The 16,692-nt window shown below is 38.7% G+C and carries 14 protein-coding genes; 12 read left to right on the top strand and 2 right to left on the bottom strand.

The features are described 5' to 3' along the window. Positions 1 to 199: 199 nt before the first annotated feature. The 5 genes from EL17_RS01900 to EL17_RS01880 all read left to right on the top strand — a co-directional run bounded on the left by EL17_RS01900 (position 200) and on the right by EL17_RS01880 (position 4,856). Positions 200 to 784, top strand: a complete 585-nt coding sequence (locus EL17_RS01900) for a flavodoxin family protein (protein ID WP_035069324.1) — start codon at positions 200 to 202, stop codon at positions 782 to 784. 269 nt (positions 785 to 1,053) lie between these two features. Continuing rightward, positions 1,054 to 2,208, top strand: coding sequence for a glycosyltransferase (locus EL17_RS01895; RefSeq protein WP_240485915.1), 1,155 nt, complete (start codon positions 1,054 to 1,056; stop codon positions 2,206 to 2,208). Between the two features lie 186 nt (positions 2,209 to 2,394). After that, positions 2,395 to 2,826, top strand: coding sequence for a lysozyme inhibitor LprI family protein (locus EL17_RS01890; protein ID WP_051719731.1), 432 nt, complete (start codon positions 2,395 to 2,397; stop codon positions 2,824 to 2,826). A 380-nt stretch (positions 2,827 to 3,206) separates the two neighbouring features. Beyond that, on the top strand, positions 3,207 to 4,136 hold the full coding sequence (locus EL17_RS01885) for a phosphotransferase (RefSeq protein ID WP_205623517.1): 930 nt from the start codon (positions 3,207 to 3,209) through the stop codon (positions 4,134 to 4,136). 84 nt (positions 4,137 to 4,220) lie between these two features. Then, entirely contained in the window at positions 4,221 to 4,856 is a 636-nt protein-coding gene (locus EL17_RS01880) for an FkbM family methyltransferase (RefSeq protein WP_035069315.1), read from the top strand. Here EL17_RS01880 and EL17_RS01875 read toward each other — a convergent pair. After that, on the bottom strand, positions 4,843 to 5,751 hold the full coding sequence (locus tag EL17_RS01875) for a lysylphosphatidylglycerol synthase transmembrane domain-containing protein (RefSeq protein WP_051719730.1): 909 nt from the start codon (positions 5,749 to 5,751) through the stop codon (positions 4,843 to 4,845). The genes EL17_RS01880 and EL17_RS01875 overlap by 14 nt on opposite strands. 235 nt (positions 5,752 to 5,986) lie before the next feature. Here EL17_RS01875 and EL17_RS01870 point away from each other — a divergent pair, with 235 nt between their 5' ends. After that, a complete protein-coding gene (locus tag EL17_RS01870; protein ID WP_035069312.1) occupies positions 5,987 to 6,238 on the top strand; it encodes a hypothetical protein in 252 nt (83 codons plus the stop codon). 104 nt (positions 6,239 to 6,342) lie between these two features. Here EL17_RS01870 and EL17_RS01865 read toward each other — a convergent pair whose 3' ends face one another. Beyond that, the gene (locus tag EL17_RS01865; RefSeq protein ID WP_035069309.1) at positions 6,343 to 6,699 is read right to left on the bottom strand and encodes a hypothetical protein; all 357 of its coding nucleotides are present in this window, start codon (positions 6,697 to 6,699) and stop codon (positions 6,343 to 6,345) included. A gap of 626 nt (positions 6,700 to 7,325) precedes the next feature. Here EL17_RS01865 and EL17_RS01860 point away from each other — a divergent pair. From EL17_RS01860 to EL17_RS01835, 6 genes are all read left to right on the top strand, one after another. Next, positions 7,326 to 8,849 (top strand): aldehyde dehydrogenase family protein, encoded by a 1,524-nt coding sequence (locus tag EL17_RS01860; protein ID WP_051719729.1) that lies wholly within the window; start codon positions 7,326 to 7,328, stop codon positions 8,847 to 8,849. A 351-nt stretch (positions 8,850 to 9,200) separates the two neighbouring features. Beyond that, entirely contained in the window at positions 9,201 to 9,626 is a 426-nt protein-coding gene (locus EL17_RS01855) for a hypothetical protein (protein WP_035069306.1), read from the top strand. Between the two features lie 122 nt (positions 9,627 to 9,748). Then, a complete protein-coding gene (locus EL17_RS01850; RefSeq protein WP_035069303.1) occupies positions 9,749 to 10,834 on the top strand; it encodes an efflux RND transporter periplasmic adaptor subunit in 1,086 nt (361 codons plus the stop codon). A gap of 26 nt (positions 10,835 to 10,860) precedes the next feature. Then, complete coding sequence (locus EL17_RS01845; protein WP_035069301.1) at positions 10,861 to 14,106, top strand: efflux RND transporter permease subunit; 3,246 nt, start codon at positions 10,861 to 10,863, stop codon at positions 14,104 to 14,106. Further along, positions 14,096 to 15,535: a TolC family protein gene (locus EL17_RS01840; RefSeq protein ID WP_035069294.1), complete on the top strand. Its 1,440-nt coding sequence runs from the start codon at positions 14,096 to 14,098 to the stop codon at positions 15,533 to 15,535. The genes EL17_RS01845 and EL17_RS01840 overlap by 11 nt, the downstream gene beginning before the upstream one ends. 461 nt (positions 15,536 to 15,996) lie before the next feature. After that, a complete protein-coding gene (locus EL17_RS01835) occupies positions 15,997 to 16,569 on the top strand; it encodes a DUF4199 domain-containing protein (protein ID WP_051719728.1) in 573 nt (190 codons plus the stop codon). The last annotated feature ends 123 nt before the right edge of the window (positions 16,570 to 16,692 follow it).

Below are 16,692 nucleotides of genomic sequence, written 5' to 3'. Positions count from 1 at the left end.
TAATATATTACAATATTCATAAATGCTAAAATAAAATATAATAAATCGCTCGTCGTCCACCAATGATATAGGTCTTCAAGGGATAAAAATTGAAATCAGATGATGATGAGTACCAGCCTCCATTCATATTTTAATGAATATGGCCTCAAAGGATTATCGTACCTTGTCAAAGTTCCATCTTCCCACTATCTTCAAGTGTATGAAAAACACCCTAAAAGTTTTATTTGTACTGATCCTTCTATCCTATTCCCAAATTATAAAGGGCCAGTCTACACCTATTGTCCTAGTGGCATATTATAGCCCTACCGGAAAAACCCAGGAGATGGCAGAGGCAGTAGCAAAAGGAGCTGCGAGCAAAGAAGTGGAAGTGATACTCCTAGACATCAAAGATATCACTGAGGCAGAACTATTACAGGCAGATGCCATTATCTTAGGATCACCGGTTTATAATGCCAATGTGGCCCCTCCCGTCCTTGAATTCATCAATGTCTGGCCATTTGAAGGAAGGCCGTTCAAAAACAAGGTCGGCGCAGCATTTACTACAGGGGGCGGCTTTTCTATAGGGGAGGAAATCGTGATGCTCAATATCCTGCAGAGCATGCTGATTCATGGGATGGTGGTCATAGGTGGTGAAGAGACTGAGGCCGCTTTTGGGGCTTCTGCCATCACCGGAGAAGGGGATTTTTTAGGCAAGCCTGTTCATGAATTATTTTTGAAGAAAGCAGAGGGTCTTGGCAAAAGGGTGGCAGAATGGGCTATAAAATCCAAATCTTTTCCCCGCTAGCTTTAATATAATGGTACACGGAAAAAACCGCTTTCACACACTAGGAGGTATTCCTAATGGGAGAAAAAATAGCCTATTGGGCGAAATCAAAGCCAAACACCTTCAGGGATTTTGTTTATAACAAATATAAAATGGACAAATACCACCCTCATGATATAAATAAGTTAAATTTACAAATCTAAAAGCGTCTCCCTTTCACATGGAAAACACCCATTAATAGTTTGAACCATCGATTTTGATACATGAGAATATTACGGGTTATCTCTAGTATGGACCCCATCAAGGGCGGTCCCTGCCAAGGTATAAGAAACGCTATACCAGAATTAAAAAAAATAGGTGTATCCAATGAAGTACTTTGTCTAGACGATCCCAAATCATATTTTTTAAAAAATGACAAATTCACCATACATGCATTCAAACCAGTATGGAGCCCATGGTCATATAATCCCTACTTGATCCCATGGCTGATGCAGCATTTATATCTTTATGATGTAGTCATTATACATGGTTTATGGCAGTTTCACAGTTATGCCGTACATAAAGCGATCATCCAGCTAAAGAAAACCGGGGCAGATAATATACCCAAAATCTATATTATGCCTCACGGGATGTTGGATCCCTATTCGTTAAAATCCAACGGAAAAGTTATTAAAGCCCTAAGAAAATGGGTTTATTGGAATATTATAGAAGCTTTTTCCGTTAATGATGCTGACGGCGTATTGTTTACCTGCCAGGAAGAATTGATGCTGGCACGGATCACCTATAAATCCTATCATCCTAAAATTGAAATTAACGTAGGATATGGAATTGAGGAACCACCTTCAGAACATTATGCCCTTACTGATGCATTTTTTACCAAATGTCCAGGTCTAAAAGGAGAACCATACCTGCTGTTTCTCAGTAGAATCCATGAAAAAAAAGGGGTGGATATATTGATAAAAGCCTATCAGCAACTGGCACTAAACAGAAAACTACCCAAACTGGTATTAGCGGGACCAGGAATAAATACGCATTATGGTCATAAAATAAGAGAATTAATTAAATCTAACCCACGGACAGCTTCCGATATATATATTCCTGGAATGCTGGTAGATGAGGAAAAATGGGGCGCTTTTTATGGATGTGAAGCTTTTATACTACCAAGTCACCAAGAAAATTTTGGAATAGCGGTGGTAGAAGCATTGGCCTGCGGAAAACCGGTACTGATCTCAGATCAAGTAAATATCTGGAGGGAGATAAAACATTTTGGGGGAGGTATAGTAGCACCTGATTCTCTGACAGGAGTTATTTCTTTACTGAATACCTGGACGGGCCTGGGAGAGGCAGAAAAATCAAAAATGAAGAAAAAAGCAAGAATGTCCTATTTAAAAAGGTTTTCAATCAGTAAATATGCAGTTAATTTAAAGCAGACCCTATTTGTATAACTCGCTGTAGGACGGGTATACATTTTAAATACCTGATGGCCTATAAATAATATTCAGACCTAAACTCCCCATTTTGACAATGCCTAAATCCCACAAGTATTTCTTTATTTAACAGGCACATATGTACCTTTGCCAGATAAATGATTTTATATTTTATCCTATTGTTACAACTAAAATATAATTCCTATGTATAAATTTCACCTTCTCATCATGCTCTTTCTCTTTACAGGCTGTTCCACCCAGACGCAGCAAAAAATGATACAGGAGACCCACCCCGCGCTTGATCATTCAGATTCATTGCTGAACGAAATATATCAAACCGTTTTGTTGAATTATCAATCTGATACAATTTTTATCAACAACCTGAAAAAATCCCAGCACCTTTGGCTTCAATTCAGGGAATCAGAAATGGAGATGAAGTATCCCGACTATCCAGAAAATTATTATGGCTCCATGCACCATACATGTAAAGCACTGTATAAAAAGGAATTGACAGAAACACGGGTAGAGACACTGCAGAAATGGATAACAGGGATAGAAGAAGGGGACATTTGTTTGGGCTCTGTAAGAATGCGCACTTCATCTACTGTGACAGGGCCAGATGCTGGTGTACAGTAAAACATAAGTCATACTAATGTCCTTTCCAGTACTTCTTACGACAATACTATGACCTAGTGCTGATCTTATTCAGATATAGTTCCGAAATGTTGCTTCATTTTCTTTATTAACAGACCTGGCGCCAATAGTGAAAAAAATTCTCATAAATAAACAATCTGTCCACATATTAAATCATTAATAGGAATAGTATAAAGAGAATAAAAAAATTTCAGTTTTCTAATTATCAAATTATTAATACAGTATGAATTAACCATTATATTTTTAGGCTCAACATTAAGTAGTGGCATGAAAATAGTTATAAGCTCTTTACCTTATACCTATAGTAAAACACTATTATGTTATCTAAAATTAAAAAAACGGGACTTTTTCTAAAGTTGCTGATGAAATATGATATTTCCCCAACAGACCTTAATGATCTGTTGAGAACTATCAGCATTCAAAAACAACATCCGCTATTCGAATTCTGCCTTTCCAGGGCTGACTATACCCTCGATCTATCCTACTGCAAGTCACATCCTTCCAAGGAATTTATATATGCAGGCAGAGGACATCATACGATAAAACCCTATAGGATATTGGGAGAACGTAAAAAAAGACTTTTTGAAAAAATTTTTTATACTGATTCGCAGGATGCCAGAGCAAATATTGCTTTTTATGAAAATCATAAAGAGTGGCTTAAAAATACAGATATCACTATCCCCCGCTGCAAAGACATTATCATTGGCGAGAAATTCACTGCATTCCTTTTTGAATACCTAGACCTTCAGCCACTTTACTCCGGCAGGGAATATCAAAGCTTAAAAAAAGCCACATTTTCATTATGTAAAGGGACAGAAAGAAGGAAGGTGGCTGATCATACTTCCTATGAAAAAATCGTTGATGGCCAAGCAAGGATTAAAAAATTAAAAATTTTTTCCAGGCAGGAAATGGCCATTATTAAGGAATACAGAAAAACAATGCCTGTGTATTTTCAACATCTAGACTTAAAAGAGGAGAATGTTTTTAATGGAAATGTCGTTGTAGACTGGGATAATGCAGGCTGGCATCCTATGGGAATGGATTTTGGAAGACTTCTTCTTTCATTCTATATTTTTCATAAGGAGCAATTTTATGATAAATACCTTGAGGAAATATATAGTTTCTACGATTATATAGAGGATGATATTCCATTCAAACCCTTCCATCATACTGTTCTATACTACTTTATTGTATTTTTTTATGGGCATTTCTGTGAAAACAATGAAACCAAAAAATTTATGAATTTGATAGACACTTACAAAAAGAAATTATCTGAAAACCGTTTGGTTTAATTCATCAATTCTAGTGGTTACTTGAACATGATGTATACCAGTTAGGTTGTTATGAGAAATTCTTAAGAACAATACATCATCGATATGAGCCTCATCAAAAGGAAAGTATTAAACAAAATGGCATTTTGGATCAGCTATGTAAAGCTGATCCCTATTTTAAGAAAAATTGATTCCTCATCATTTATTATCGATTGCGGGGCAAATATTGGGGATATCTGTGCTTTGTTCCTTACAAAAAACGCCTCCATTATAGCCTTTGAACCCGATCCGATGGCTTATAAGCTGCTTGTTGATAGATTTGAAGGAAATCCGAATATCACATGTCATAACAAAGCGGTATCTGATGAGGACTGTACAGCAAAATTGTACTTCCATACCGAACAGCATCAAAACAGCCATTCAGCTTACACCGTCAGTTCATCCATTGTTAAAAACAAAGTAAATATAAACAGCCTAAATAGCATTGAGGTAGAAGCAGTGGACCTTGACCGCTATATATCAAATCTTAATAGATGGGTTGATATTTTGAAAATGGATGTGGAAGGTGCTGAAATAGATATTTTAGAAAAAATGATCCAAAATAAAACGTATCAAAATATCGGGCTTATATTGGTAGAAACCCATGAAACCAAAATCCCTGGACATCATAAGAAGGTGGCGGCCATCAAAGCAACCATCGATAAATTGAAAATTAAAAACATTAAGCTTAACTGGATTTAACCGTACCTTCCTTGTCCTTATCTACCAACACACCGTTTTCTTTAGGTTTTTCCCAAAGGAAAGCCCCGCTGAACGATATCATTGCCGTAATTACAAAAAACAGTAAACTAAAGCTCACCCCTATGTCCCGATCGAGACCCAATGTCTGATAACTGGCTATAAAAACCATTTCCCGTACACCTATTCCTCCGAAGGTGACCGGAACAATGGTCAAAATAGAAGCGATCATAAACAATGCCTGATATGCCATTATATTTTCATCCACCCCAAGACTCAAGAGCAAAAAATAGGTGCATACCAGCTGCATACCCTGGGTCATAAATGAATAAAAAGAGGTAGCCACCAGACTCTTGTGCAGGGTAGGGAAAAGCCATTTTGCCAAAATTGCATAAACCGGATAGATAAGAAATAACAATAGCCAAACAGCCCAGTCATATTCACCGTATATGAAACTGATCGAGCTGATCAAAGAAAGCAGCACGGCCAAAAACAGCAATACTACCAGGCCGTTGATTCTGTCAAATAAAACCGCGCTGATAAGTTTCTTAACCGGTTTTTTACTCTGCTGATGTAAAATATATACTTTATACCCATCACCTCCCACGCCACCAGGTAAGTATAAATTATGAAACATGCCGATTAAATATAGCCTAAAATTATATTGTGAAGTAAGTATAACCCCTATATCTGTAAAAAAATATTTTAGTCTAACAGCTGCAAATAGCTTAGATAAGAAAAACAGTAAAAGCGCCAGAAACAAATAAATTGGACTGGCTTTTAGGATAGTTTCTCCTACTTCGTTTAAATCTACCTTATTGAATACCAGCACTATTGCCAGGCCGGTAACGGTGAGTTTGGCCGCCAGGATTAGATTTTTTTTAATACGTTCGTTCACCAGTCATTTTATTTAATATAATGGGCAGTCAGGTACCACATTGGCAAAGTTATGGGTAATAAAGTTCTAGGAGTAACTTTCCGAATAAAAAAACCATGACCATAAAACATCCTAAGCATCATCTTAAAATGTAGTAAGTGTACGCTATTAAAAGTGTTTTCTGATATCCCTATTCATTTGAAAGTCTGAAAAGCACCAATTACCTTTATGAACAAATCATCTTAAACAATGCCCTATGTTTGAAAGTCCAAATTTTCCCAAATCCCTGGATGAACCGCAGTTTGAAAAATGGCTGGAAGCAGGAAGAAACAGCAAGATCCCCTATTCCTATCTGATGGTGATCTGGGACGAACTTGACGCCCAATACCTCCCTCAATATGCAGAAAGCAGGGATGAAATAGATAATTATCCCCCTTATGGCACATCCCCCCAACACCAAACGCTCGTGGCAGCATATGATCTCCATTCGGAAGGCAGGATTAAGTGAAGCCTAAAATTTTGCTCATAAGGTATTAATTACTAATTATTAAAAAGTAGCTAATCGAAAAAAAATGGCAAAACACAAAGGTAATATCGTAAGATGTATAGGTTTTAAAGGGGGTTTTTGTCACGATGATATCCCCTAATAACCATTACTTCTTTTCCCATTTTTTTTCCTTTATTAATTATACCCAAGATATTGGCACTGTCACCGTACCAAAACGCCATCAATAAATCACAGGATTTAACTAATTTAAAATACTCTTTACAAAGATAAAACCATCCCTGTTTTCTACCCGGCCATCGATTGATGAGATGTATCCTGTTTTCGCTGCAATATCTCACTACAAGATCATCTAGTTTATTTTCACCACAAGTCGTGATCTGCATTATTTTAAAACGATCCAGATGCCATTTCAACACTTGATAGTCATCAAAATACTGGCAACCTATAATGGAAATGGTCATGGTAGTATGATCGTTTTAATCACCTGATATCAAAAAATATTGCAAAACCATCAGATAACGAGTAGAATAAACCAAAAGGTAAGCATTTTTTAATCCCTAAACCGAGTTTTTCTAAATTAAAAGACAAATCACTCTTTTTTAGCTGAAATTTATACCTTCAGGAAGCAATCTGCTTTTCAGTATTTCCCATCATCAAACATCCAAAGGATTAACACCCAAAAACCTATGAAACATAACATGGAGTCTTGCATGGGGGGAGGATAATAAAATGGGACAAAAAACAGCGCTCATGTCTAGATAGCGATTTATAATAAAGCATCTCGGATCCCATAGAAGCTATAGGGTTTTGTAAGAATATTTGCTAGTCCCTAAACCACATACCCTATTCACTTACCTAGGTCTAGTAAAAGGTTTAAATGAGATACTTTTAACCTTTTTCTAATATTAAACATGGTCACATTTAGAAAGATAACCTCATATTTCCATAACAATCCTATCTATAACCTGTTTAATCATTATCGCTATATTCCTATTTTTACTTGGATAATTTAAATTTAAAGTCAAATATGATGTGGCGTTTCTTAATAATTATTATGTAATAAAATTTTAACCAAAAAAATTACATCATGCCTGATAAAGAAATAGAAGCTGTAGTCGAAGAAGTGAGAAAAAGTCATGAGCCCATAGAAATAACTGCCTATATCAATGGGGAAGTAAGAAAAACAGCTAAAAAAAACAAAAAGGAAAACCCTGCCCACCCTGAAGAAACAGTGGGATATTTTCCTGAAAATACTGTAGAGGACGTGAAAGAAGCCATAGATTATGCCTATGAAGCTTATAAAACCTGGTCTAAAACACCTTTAAAGGAAAGAAAAGAAAGGCTAATAAAGGCCAAAGATAATCTGGAAGCACAGATTCCTGATCTGACTGTCCTGATGACGCGTGAGCATGGTAAAGCCATATCAGATTCTGAAAATGAACTGGTATTTGCTGTTACTATATGTAATCATATCCTAAAGGTGATAGATGAAGTCATGGAAGATGAGGTAATCATGGATAGCGATAAAGGAAAACTAATAGTGATCAAACAACCAATGGGAGTGGTAGGAGCCATTTCCCCATGGAATTATCCCATAGACTTATGTATAAATAAAATAGTGCCAGCTATCATCACGGGAAACACAGTGGTGGTAAAACCTTCTCCTTTAGCCCCATTGACTGTATCAAAAGTGATTGAAATCATTGCAAAAGAGATGCCTGCGGGCGTGGTGAATTTAGTGCATGGACCTACAGAAGTAGGTGAGGAACTTACCAGTAATGCCAAGGTTTCTAAAATAGGATTTACGGGTGGTACCGCTACCGCTAAACACATCATGAAGGCCGCTTCAGGTAACATAAAAAATATGACTTTGGAATTAGGCGGCAACGACCCAGCTATTCTATTAGAAGATGCTGATCTCTCCGAAGAATCCATTACCCGATTGGTAATAGGAACATTTTTGACATCTGGCCAAATTTGTATGGCAGCAAAGCGGATATATGTTCATGAATCAATTTATGACACATTTTTAGATAAATATAAAAAAGCGGCCAATAACTGGATTAAAGTAGGAGATGGTTTGGACAAAGGGGTAACTGTAGGCCCTTTAAACAACAAGGATCAAAAAGAATTGGTAGAAGAGCTCATAGAAGATGCAAGAAACCAAGGTGCTGAAATCACCAAACTAGGTGAAATAGTAGATGATGAGATTTTTGACAAAGGTTATTTTCTGCAACCTACCCTGGTGACCAACATATCTCAGGAAGCAAGACTGGTCAAGGAAGAACAGTTTGGGCCTACTGTTCCTGTTATCCCTTTTAAAGATGAAGAAGAGGGCATAAAACTGGCAAACGACAGCATTTTCGGTCTGTCTTCCTCTGTCTGGTCAAAGGATCCTGATAACGCCACCCGTGTAGCCCGACAGCTTGAGGCAGGTTATACCTTTATCAATACGCATGGCATACCGGGCATCGACATCAGGGCTCCTTTTGGAGGCGTCAAGCAAAGCGGTATAGGGAGAGAGTATGGAAAGGAAGGCCTTTTGGCTTACCTCGAACTTCATACCATCAGTTATCCAAAATCTGGAGCAGTGCCGGTTACGTCATTTTAATACCCGATGTAAAAAGAGCCAGTCTTATAAATTAATTCAAGAGCCGGAGATTTGGCTGTATGAAAAAGGACTGATACAGACCTGAATAAAAAAGAGGCTATCTCTACATATGAGACAGCCTCTTTTTTATACTTTAAAAGAAAGCCAGCATAAATTGTGCATACACTTCTCAAATGTATGAATAATTAAACTGGATGTATTTCTTAGGTTTATACTATGCCAAGGTTAGGTTATTCAAAAAACCTAATATAGGCCCCATCCAGGTTCAAATAAAATTATGTTGATATTACCATCTAAAAATATTAAAACGCTACATTTGAGAGTTGAATTAAAGGATTAAAAATTTTATATATGAAAAGAGATCAAAAAAGCATATTCAGTAAAAGCCTAATGGCTTTTGTGGTGCTTATTTTATCTTTTTTTAGTTTTTCCATCGATGGGTTTTCATATCCAAACCAGTCAGCTGACCACTTACAGCAGACGAGTATAGAGCAGGATACCTTTACATTTTTATCGAACGATGGAGTCAATCCTTATGCCAAGGCACCTTTTCTGCCGGACAATTGCGACCCTACTCCTGAAGAGCAGGAGGACACAAACGAAAATGAAAGTGAAAAAGACTTAGAAAACGGCTGGGAAAATAAATTTTTAAATGGATTTTCACCGGACCTTTTTACTAATAATATAGATGCTGACTATTTATCAGTCTCCTTACACCACCGTAAAACCATACCCTTCTTTATTCTATTCCACTCTTGGAAAAGCTTCCTTTCCTAATACTTTTTGATTATCGTGAAGATTTCGCTTCGGTCAATATGCGAACTTCTTTCCTGTATTACAGCAAATAATGCTGCAATATCCTGACCCCTATTGGAACATTTTTATTTATCAACATCATTATGAAAAATTCAATCCGGCTTTTCAGCATACTTGCTATGCTGATCTGCCTTGGCTGTCACAGCGAAAAACATCATGAAGCAGAAATGCTTACCCTTACGGTTACCCATCCTATCATACAGGATACCGTTATATTTCAGCAATATGTAAGTCAGATCCATTCCTTTCAGCACATAGAACTTCGGGCATTGGAAAGAGGGTACCTGCAAAAAGTGTATGTGGACGAAGGGCAAAGGGTAAAAAAAGGCCAGCTTTTATTTCAAATCATGCCCCTGATTTATCAAGCAGAAGTGGGTAAAGCCAGTGCTGAACTAAAATATGCTGAAATCGAATATTTAAATACCCAAAGCTTATCCGACAGTAACATCGTTTCAAAGAGTGAACTCTCCCTATCCAAAGCCAAACTGGATAAAGCCAAAGCGGAGTTGAACCTGGCAGACACCCATCTTGGATTCACGGAAATCAGGGCTCCTTTTGATGGCATCATGGGCAGGTTTCATGTCAGGCTGGGCAGCCTATTAGATGAAGGCGAAATAATGTCCACCCTTTCCGATAATAGTAAAATGTGGGTTTACTTCAATGTGCCGGAAGCGCAGTATTTAGACTTTACCGCTATCAACTCTCTGGATAAACTCCCAGAAGTGAGTCTACAAATGGCAAATCACAAAAAATTTGACCAGATAGGGATCATAGAAACCATAGAGGCAGACTTCAACCATGAAAATGGAAACATTGCCTTTAGGGCCACATTCCCTAACCCAAACGGGATGTTAAGACATGGAGAAACCGGTAACATATTGATGCCAGTTCCATTAGAGAAAGCCTTGATCATTCCACAGAAAGCCACCTTTGAAATACTCGACAAAAAATATGTTTATGTGGTAGGTGAAAACGATATACTAGAAACCAGGCAAATCATTGTTGGCCAGGAAATGCCCCACCTGTATACCATACTGGATGGTTTATCTAAAAATGACAGGATTTTAGTGGATGGCTTAAGAAAAGTCAAGAATAAGCAGAAAATCAATATGGAATTTGTCCCACAGGATCAAATATTGGCAGAGCTCACTAAGCTTCACGCAGAATAAAGTAGGCACCTAAAATCTTAGAAAACATGTTCAGTAAATTTATTCAGCGGCCGGTCCTTGCCATTACTATTTCCATAGCCATAGTTTTTCTTGGCATATTGGCGATCAGTTCAAGGCCGATTTCACAGTTTCCGGAAATCGCCCCTCCAAGGGTAAATATTTTCATAGCCTTCCCGGGAGCCAGTGCAGAAGTATTGGTAAATACCACTCTGGTACCCTTAGAGCGGGCCATAAACGGCGTACAGGGTATGCAATATATCATATCGGATGCCACAAGTGCAGGTGAAGCCACCATCCAAATAGTATTTGAGCCTGGGGTAGATCCCGATGCGGCTGTCGTGAATGTCAAAACCAGAGTGGATCAGGTGATGAATAACCTTCCTGAACTGGTACAGCGGGAAGGGGTAGTCATTACACCTATCCAACCCAGTATGTTGATGTATGTGAACCTGTTCAGTACTGACAAAAACGCAGATGAGAAGTTTTTGTACAACTATGCCAATGTGCATATTCTCCCAGAGCTTCAGCGTATCAGCGGCATGGGTAGGGCACAAATACTCGGCAGCCGGCAGTACGCCATGCGCGTATGGCTAAAACCAGACAGGATGCGTGCCTATAATGTTTCTACGGAAGAAGTACTGCATGCCATAGATGAACAAAGCGTCATCGGAAGACCGGGCCGACTCGGGCAGGCATCTGGAAAAACCGCCCAATCCCTGGAATATGTTTTGACCTACTCAGGCAGGTACAATAAACCTGAGGAATATGAACAGATCATTATCAAGGCCAATCCTGAGGGAGAAATACTCAAATTAAAAGACATCGCAGAAGTTGAGCTGGGCAGTGAATTTTTTGATATTTATTCCAATAAAGATGGTTATCCGGCTGCCTCCATCGTCCTTAAGCAAAACTTCGGAAGCAACGCCAGCAAAGTCATCGGACTGGTGAAAGATAAACTGGTGGAAATGGAGCCTGATTTTCCTCCTGGTATGGATTATGAAATCAATTATGACGTATCAAAATTTGTCAATGCCTCTATCGACAAAGTAATCCATACCCTGATTGAGGCATTTATCTTGGTAGCTGTGGTGGTTTTTATATTTCTGGGAGATTGGCGCTCCACACTTATTCCGCTCATAGCAGTACCGGTATCATTGGTAGGGGCTTTTTTCTTTATGCAGCTTTTTGGATTAGGCATCAATCTGATCACCCTATTCGCCCTTGTGTTAGCAATAGGAATAGTGGTAGATGATGCCATAGTGGTAGTAGAAGCAGTGCATGCAAAAATGCATGATGAAAACCTGTCGCCCTATAAAGCGGTTCGCAAAGTACTCGGAGAGATCAGCGGAGCCATTATCGCCATTACATTGGTAATGACCGCAGTATTTATACCGGTAGCCTTTATGACGGGGCCTGTTGGTGTATTTTACAGACAGTTCTCCATTACCATGGCCAGTGCCATAGTGCTTTCGGGTATAGTGGCGCTGACTTTGACACCTGTATTGTGTGCCATGATCTTAAAAAATAACCATGGTAAAGCTCCTAAACGTACGATCATCAATAAATTTCTAGACGGTTTTAACAGAAAATTTGAAAAGCTGACGGGCAAATACAATACCCTTCTGGTCCGGATTGTCAATAGAAAAGTCATCACTTATGGTATTCTTCTATCTTTTGGTATTGGTATTTTTGCTGTGAATGAAGCGTTGCCGACTGGGTTCATACCCAATGAGGACCAGGGTCAGATTTACGCCATCATCCAAACACCTCCGGGCTCCACATTAGAAGTGACCAACGAGGTATCCCGCCAATTGCAGGCCATTGCCGAGGAAATCGAAGACATACAATCTGTATCTTCCTTAGCCGGATATGAAATCCTTACCGAAGGAAGAGGCTCCAATGCCGGAACCTGTATGATCAACTTAAAGGATTGGACAGACCGCCGGCATACTGTAAAAGAAATCATAGAGGAATTGGAAGAAAAAACCGAGAATCTCGGTGCTGTCATAGAATATTTCGAACCACCGGCTGTGCCAGGTTATGGTTCATCTGATGGCTTTTCGCTCCGGATGTTGGATAAAAACAGTACAGTAGATTACCTGGAATTCGATCAGGTCAATACCAGCTTTATGGATGAATTAAGGCAAAGACCAGAGCTGTCGGGTATTTTCACCTTCTATGCCGCTAACTACCCCCAATACGAATTGATCCTGGATAATGAGCTGGCGATGCAAAAGGGCATATCCATAGGTAGGGCCATGGAAAATCTGGATATCTTAATTGGCAGTACGTATGAGCAGGGATTTGTAAGGTTCAATACTTTTTTCAAGGTATATACCCAATCTGCACCTGAATACAGAAAGTTGCCCAAGGATGTCCTGGATCTATATATTAAAAGTGAACATGGAGAGATGGTTCCCTACTCTGCCTTTATGAGGATGGACAAAAAGCAGGGTCCAAACGAAATCACCCGGTTCAATCTTTATACCTCTTCCTCCATCAGAGGTGTGCCTGCACCGGGATACACATCTGGAGATGCCATAAAAGCCATCACAGAAGTAGCGGAAAAGACACTTCCAAATGGCTATGACATCGCCTGGGAAGGGCTTTCATATGATGAGTCCAGACGCGGCAATGAAGCCATGTACATCTTTATAATAGTCTTGATCTTTGTTTATATAGTATTGGCAGCACAGTATGAAAGTTTCATTATACCACTGGCAGTAGTGTTTTCCCTGCCCGCCGGTGTATTTGGCTCTTTTCTATTATTGAAATGGATGGGATTGGCTAATGACATCTATGCTCAGATTGGATTGATCATGTTAGTAGGCCTCCTGGGGAAAAATGCCATTTTGATAGTAGAGTATTCCGTTCAGAAACGTCTCCAGGGCTCAAGTGTACTGGAAGCAGCCATAGAGGGAGCTACTGTCCGGTTTAGGCCAATCCTCATGACCTCATTTGCATTTATGGCAGGGCTGATCCCCTTGGTAATCGCTACAGGTGCAGGAGCTGTAGGGAACCAGACCATTGGATCCTCTGCCCTGGGGGGAATGCTGTTCGGTACCTTTTTCGGGGTTATCCTCGTACCAGGACTGTATTTTATATTCGGCACACTAGCTGATGGCCGTCAGCTGATCAGAGATGAAGATTCCAATCCTCTCAGTGAAGATTTTATGGACAACAGTTTTCAAACATCATATACCACAAATCATCAAAAGCTTGGATTTATATCCGGTGAAAACAACCCAAAAAACAAACACCATGAAGAATAGTATAATAGCTACCATCGTATGGCTATCGGTGATATTGATTGGATTTTCAGGATGTACCATATTGGACCTACAAATCAAAAATGAAAACAAATCACTACCTGGCACCTATGGCAAAACGACATTGAATGTTTCTACTGATACGGCGCTGATCAATTGGACCACCTATTTTGATGACCCGTATTTACAGGTGCTTATTGACAGTGCACTGGGCAACAATCAGGAATTAAATATAATGATCCAAGAGATCGCCATCAGTAACAATGAAATAAGGGCTAGAAAAGGTGAATATTTACCCTTCCTAGGTTTGACAGCAGGAGCTGGTTTAGATAAGGTGGGCCGGTTTACCCGGAATGGTGCCGTAGAAAGACAGCTAGATGTAAAACCTGGAACTCCATTTCCTGAGCCACTTCCAGATTTTACACTGGGAGCTTACGCTTCGTGGGAGATGGATGTATGGCAAAGACTAAGAAATGCTAAGAAGTCTGCCATATCGCGTTACTTGGCAAGTGTAGAAGGTAGAAATTTCCTAATCACGAATATAGTGGCGGAGATAGCCACATCATATTATGAACTGATGGCCTTGGATAATTTACTGGAAACCATACAACACAATATAGATCTACAAAGCAATGTCTACCAAGTCTTAAAGCAACAAAAGGAAGCGGCGAAGGTCACTCAGCTGGCAGTAAACAGATTTGAAGCCCAGGTGCTGAATACCAGAAACCTTAGATTTGACATCCAACAAAAAATCGTAGAAACAGAAAATAAAATAAATTTTCTGGTGGGCAGATTTCCTCAGCCCATCCAACGGCCTTCCGCTGATTTCAAATCTATCGATATGGCACCGCTCTTATTGGCTTTACCTTCAAAGCTATTGGAAAACCGGCCGGATATAAGAGAAGCAGAATTTGAGTTGGCTGCCGCTAAATTGGATGTCAAAGTAGCCAAGGCAAACTTTTACCCCTCCTTCAGCATAAGGGCCGGGACTGGTTTTCAATCCTTCAACCCCACATATCTGTTAAACCCCGAATCATTGCTCTATTCCCTAACAGGGGACTTAATGGCACCGCTAATAAATAGAAATGCCATCAAAGCCACCTATTATAATGCCAATGCACAGCAAATCCAGTCTGTGTACAACTATGAACGTACCATACTAAATGCCTACCTGGATGTAGTCAATCAACTGGCAAAGGTGGACAACTATAATAAAAGCTATGAAACCAAATCTCAGGAAGTAGCGATATTAATCAAATCTATTGATATATCCACTAGTTTATTTACTTCTGCCAGAGCTGATTATATGGAAGTATTGCTTACCCAAAGAGAGGCCCTCGATTCGAATATGGAGCTAATAGAGATCAAACTAAAACAAATGGATGCAAAAATCAACCTATACAGAGCCTTGGGAGGAGGATGGAAAAACTAGTTTAAGAAAACTGTAAAACTTTTTAAATAGCAAGGACAGCATAACCCTGAAAAGGTTCAAGTTATACTGTCTTTGCTATATATTACCTTCTCCATTTACTTAGCAATCCTATTCCAAGGTTGACAAGTGTTAGAAACATAAGTCATTCCTTTTATACCCTAGATCCATTTTTTTGAAGTCAAATCAGACAAAACCTAGCTCATCCCTCCTGTATAGGACTGAAACCATACGTCGTTTATGAGCAGTCTATTGGTAATAGGCCTTCAAAATTTTAATCATAAAGAGGGCATATTTATCTATCTGGTTGAATAATATGTGATCGATAGTGGGATGGGGACGCTGGTAGTAATGCCTTAAGATAAATACATTATAATATGGATTAATTTAAATTAAAAAAGACATTTACTTGGAAAATAAAATTAAATTTTATTTTTTTAACAGGTTTTAAAACATTATAAAAAATGGAAAATATCAAAACAAAAGATCATACAGAGGAAGTTACCTCTATATATCAATCCGCCTTGAGGGCTGGTGTTATTTTAGGACTGATCAGTATGTCCATTTCTTTTTTGGCTTATTTTATAGATTTCACTTTGTTGGCCTCCGGATGGATGGCTTTTGGAAGCTTTTTAGTTATGATTGCAGTGGTCATATACTTTGGTATTGACTACCGCAAAGAAATCGGAGGCTTTATGAGTTTCGGCACGGCCTATAAATTTTCGTTTATCACACTGGTAGTCAGCGTATTTATCTCATCCATTGCCAATATCCTGCTTTTTAATGTAATAGACCCAAATCTACCGCAAACACTTGGCGATGTACAACTGGAAAACACGCTTGCAATTATGGATAGGTATGGCGCTGGTGATGCTATGAGTTCAGATATGATAGATGAGATGAGGACCAGTTTATATGACAACTACAGTATATTTGGCATAATTAAAACATTCGGAATTTTAGTACTTATTTCAGCATTTATCTCCTTGATACTAGGGGCGATAATTAAGAAAAGAGATAAATCACTCGAGTATTAAACATTTAATATTTACTTATTACCTTACTCTTTGAGAAATTAACTTTGCTATTAAAATAACTATAAGTCCCAGGTATAGAACCTGGGACTTATACTATCAAAAGGTTAAGCTAAAAGCCCTAAA

Source organism: Anditalea andensis, assembly GCF_000714815.1.
GTDB lineage: Bacteria > Bacteroidota > Bacteroidia > Cytophagales > Cyclobacteriaceae > Anditalea > Anditalea andensis.
The sequence above is the reverse complement of the archived record's forward strand: the minus strand, read 5'-3'. Positions and strand labels throughout refer to the sequence as shown.

What these genes read in the sequence shown, in the direction of transcription:
- EL17_RS01900 (WP_035069324.1), top strand. Translation starts at nt 200, where the DNA reads ATGAAAAACACCCTAAAAGTTTTATTTGTACTGATCCTTCTATCCTAT.
- EL17_RS01895 (WP_240485915.1), top strand. Translation starts at nt 1,054, where the DNA reads ATGGACCCCATCAAGGGCGGTCCCTGCCAAGGTATAAGAAACGCTATA.
- EL17_RS01890 (WP_051719731.1), top strand. Translation starts at nt 2,395, where the DNA reads ATGTATAAATTTCACCTTCTCATCATGCTCTTTCTCTTTACAGGCTGT.
- EL17_RS01885 (WP_205623517.1), top strand. Translation starts at nt 3,207, where the DNA reads ATGAAATATGATATTTCCCCAACAGACCTTAATGATCTGTTGAGAACT.
- EL17_RS01880 (WP_035069315.1), top strand. Translation starts at nt 4,221, where the DNA reads ATGAGCCTCATCAAAAGGAAAGTATTAAACAAAATGGCATTTTGGATC.
- EL17_RS01870 (WP_035069312.1), top strand. Translation starts at nt 5,987, where the DNA reads ATGTTTGAAAGTCCAAATTTTCCCAAATCCCTGGATGAACCGCAGTTT.
- EL17_RS01865 (WP_035069309.1), bottom strand. Translation starts at nt 6,699, where the DNA reads ATGACCATTTCCATTATAGGTTGCCAGTATTTTGATGACTATCAAGTG.
- EL17_RS01860 (WP_051719729.1), top strand. Translation starts at nt 7,326, where the DNA reads ATGCCTGATAAAGAAATAGAAGCTGTAGTCGAAGAAGTGAGAAAAAGT.
- EL17_RS01855 (WP_035069306.1), top strand. Translation starts at nt 9,201, where the DNA reads ATGAAAAGAGATCAAAAAAGCATATTCAGTAAAAGCCTAATGGCTTTT.
- EL17_RS01850 (WP_035069303.1), top strand. Translation starts at nt 9,749, where the DNA reads ATGAAAAATTCAATCCGGCTTTTCAGCATACTTGCTATGCTGATCTGC.
- EL17_RS01845 (WP_035069301.1), top strand. Translation starts at nt 10,861, where the DNA reads ATGTTCAGTAAATTTATTCAGCGGCCGGTCCTTGCCATTACTATTTCC.
- EL17_RS01840 (WP_035069294.1), top strand. Translation starts at nt 14,096, where the DNA reads ATGAAGAATAGTATAATAGCTACCATCGTATGGCTATCGGTGATATTG.
- EL17_RS01835 (WP_051719728.1), top strand. Translation starts at nt 15,997, where the DNA reads ATGGAAAATATCAAAACAAAAGATCATACAGAGGAAGTTACCTCTATA.